The organism is Streptomyces sp. (genome assembly GCF_031178505.1).
Taxonomy (GTDB): domain Bacteria; phylum Actinomycetota; class Actinomycetes; order Streptomycetales; family Streptomycetaceae; genus Streptomyces; species Streptomyces gulbargensis.
The window spans coordinates 1-2,892 of sequence record NZ_JAPSIW010000838.1; the positions used below are offsets into that span (position 1 = coordinate 1).

A 2,892-nucleotide genomic window follows, 5' to 3' on the forward strand; every position below is an offset into this window, starting at 1 on the left:
ACTACGAGCGAGGGCTGAACCCCTGGGACCTCGCGGCGGGTGCCCTGATCGCCCGTGAGGCCGGTGCGCTGACCGGCGGCCGGCCGGGCGAGCCCGAGTCCGGGGAGCTGGTCGTGGCGGCCCCTCCTGGCCTCTTCGCCCCCCTCCAGGAGCTGCTGGAGGAGCACGGGGCCTGGCACGACTGAGCGGCCGTGAGCCGTCCGCGCGAAGGCGGGGAGCCGGAAGCGCGAGGGCCCCGGAGCCGGTGGTGGCTCCGGGGCCCTCGCACGGGTCCGTGGGCGTCAGACGCCCGGGGCGACCTCCACGCCGTGCTCGGCGGCCAGGCGGTGCAGGTCGTCCAGCTCCGCCTGCTCGACGTCCGCGAGGAAGTCGTCGCCCGTCTCGCGGGCCCGCGTGAGGTCCGACTGCGTGGTCCTGATGCGGTGCAGCAGTCCTGCGGTGAAAGCGTCCATCGTGCGCCCCCTCGTCATGGGTCCGGTGGCACGGGTGTGCCGGTGGGGTGGATCACACGCTGTGAGCTCTGGGGGACAGAGAGTGGCGGACGACGTGCCACCTTCAGCTGTGATCGCGGGGTGTGCACACCTCCTCCCCAGCCGTTTCCTCAGAGAAACCTCAACTGACCCGCGAATCAGGCGAATTCTTCGCGGCCACCGAGCACGCCCCGGAGCGCCACCACCCGTTCACCGGACCCTCGCCCTCCGCCCGCCGCCGCCCCTCCGGCCCGCGTCCCCGCGTTCCCCGACGCCGGGCCCCCTCCCCGTCCGCACCCCGTCTTACAGCCGGTTTACGCGCGAACGGGGCAGGATGGACACCGCACAGTCAGTGCCCGGGCCCCAGCGGGACCGTTCAGAACCACCCCTGGTCCCCGCCTCGGACCAGGACCCGAAGGAAGGATCACGACGTGCGCGTACTCGTCGTCGAGGACGAGCAGCTGCTCGCCGATGCCGTGGCCACCGGACTGCGCCGGGAGGCCATGGCCGTCGACGTCGTGTACGACGGCGCGGCCGCCCTGGAACGCGTCGGCGTCAACGACTACGACGTCGTCGTCCTCGACCGCGACCTGCCCCTCGTCCACGGCGACGACGTCTGCCGCAGGATCGTCGAGCTCGGCATGCCCACCCGCGTGCTGATGCTCACCGCCTCCGGCGACGTCAGCGACCGCGTCGAGGGCCTGGAGCTGGGCGCCGACGACTACCTCCCCAAGCCCTTCGCCTTCACCGAGCTGACCGCCCGCGTCCGCGCCCTCGGCCGGCGCACCACCGTGCCGCTCCCGCCCGTCCTGGAGCGCGCCGGCATCAAGCTCGACCCCAACCGCCGCGAGGTCTTCCGCGACGGCCGCGAGGTCCAGCTGGCTCCCAAGGAGTTCGCCGTCCTGGAGGTCCTCATGCGCAGCGAGGGCGCCGTGGTCTCCGCCGAGCAGCTCCTGGAGAAGGCCTGGGACGAGAACACCGACCCGTTCACCAACGTCGTCCGGGTCACGGTCATGACCCTGCGCCGCAAGCTGGGCGAACCCCCCGTGATCGTCACCGTCCCCGGCTCCGGCTACCGGATCTGACGCCCATGGGAACCACCCCCGCGCCCCACCCCCAGGCGCCGCCCAAGCCGACCTGGGACCCCCGGGACCCCGTCCGCCCCCTGCTGCGCCCGACCATCCGCATACGGCTCACGCTGCTCTACGGCGGCATGTTCCTGATCGCCGGCATCCTGCTGCTGTCGATCATCTACCTCTTCACCGCGCAGGCGCTGAGCGACAGCGCGGCCCAGCTCCCGTTCAAAATCGTCAAGGGCGAGGTGCAGCCCACCACCTCCTGGTGCGTGCTGCCCGACACGGGCACCGGCGACCAGTTCAACGACGCCGTCTCCATCTGCCTGCGCCACCAGACCGACCGGGCCCTGGACGACCTGCTGCGCCGCTCCCTCTTCGCCCTCCTGGGCCTGAGCATCATCGCCTTCGCCTTCGGCTACGCCATGGCGGGCCGGGTCCTCTCGCCGCTCGGCCGGATCACCCGGACCGCCCGCCAGGTGGCCGGCTCCGACCTGGCCCGGCGGATCGAGCTCGACGGCCCCGACGACGAGCTGAAGGAGCTCGCCGACACCTTCGACGAGATGCTGGAGCGCCTGGAACGGGCCTTCAGTGCCCAGCAGCGGTTCGTCGCCAACGCCTCGCACGAACTCCGTACGCCGCTCGCCATCAACCGCACCCTCCTGGAGATCCACATCTCCGACCCGGAGGCCCCCGTGGCGCTCCAGCAGCTCGGCAAGACCCTCCTCGCCACCAACGAGCGCAGCGAGCAGCTGGTGGAGGGCCTGCTCCTGCTCGCCAGGAGCGACAACCAGATCATCGACCGCAAGGCGGTCGACCTCGCGGAGGTGGCCTCCCGCGCGATCGACCAGACGCACGCCGAGGCGTGCGCCAAGGGGGTCGAGATCCGCGGCGAACGCGCCCCGGCCGTCGTCCAGGGCAACGGCGTCCTGCTGGAACGGATCGCCCTGAACCTGCTCCAGAACGCCGTGCGGTACAACGTGCCCGAGGGCGGATGGGTCGAGGTGACCACCGAGACGGCCCACGGCCAGGCGGTCCTCGTCGTCTCGAACACGGGCCCCGTGGTCCCCGCGTACGAGATCGACAACCTCTTCGAGCCCTTCCGCCGGCTCCGCCAGGAGCGCACCGGCAGCGACAAGGGCGTCGGCCTCGGCCTGTCGATCGCCCGGTCCGTGGCCCGGGCCCACGGCGGCCGTATCATCGCGGAGCCCCGCGAGGGCGGCGGCCTCGTGATGCGAGTCACCCTGCCGATGTGACACAGTGCGCGCGACCGGTTCCGTTCGCTTTGCGCGGAATTCCCGAGCTCTGATGCTGAGACACGCATGTGTGATCGATCACAGGGTGAGGGG

4 protein-coding genes are annotated in these 2,892 nt (G+C 71.9%); 3 read left to right on the forward strand and 1 reads right to left on the reverse strand.

From position 1 onward, the window contains the following. Positions 1 to 185 (forward strand): inositol monophosphatase family protein (locus RIF68_RS33180; protein ID WP_375165774.1); only part of this gene is annotated, 185 nt, incomplete at its 5' end. Positions 186 to 281: 96 nt separating this feature from the next. Here the strand turns inward: RIF68_RS33180 and RIF68_RS33185 are convergent. Continuing rightward, positions 282 to 452 (reverse strand): hypothetical protein, encoded by a 171-nt coding sequence (locus tag RIF68_RS33185; RefSeq protein WP_309055153.1) that lies wholly within the window; start codon positions 450 to 452, stop codon positions 282 to 284. Positions 453 to 901: 449 nt separating this feature from the next. On the opposite strand from RIF68_RS33185, the gene RIF68_RS33190 reads away from it, so the two are divergent. Together RIF68_RS33190 and RIF68_RS33195 are read left to right on the forward strand one after the other, a co-directional pair. Continuing rightward, the gene (locus tag RIF68_RS33190) at positions 902 to 1,555 is read left to right on the forward strand and encodes a response regulator transcription factor (protein ID WP_030211224.1); all 654 of its coding nucleotides are present in this window, start codon (positions 902 to 904) and stop codon (positions 1,553 to 1,555) included. Positions 1,556 to 1,560: 5 nt separating this feature from the next. Beyond that, on the forward strand, positions 1,561 to 2,799 hold the full coding sequence (locus RIF68_RS33195; RefSeq protein ID WP_309055157.1) for a HAMP domain-containing sensor histidine kinase: 1,239 nt from the start codon (positions 1,561 to 1,563) through the stop codon (positions 2,797 to 2,799). Positions 2,800 to 2,892: the final 93 nt, after the last annotated feature.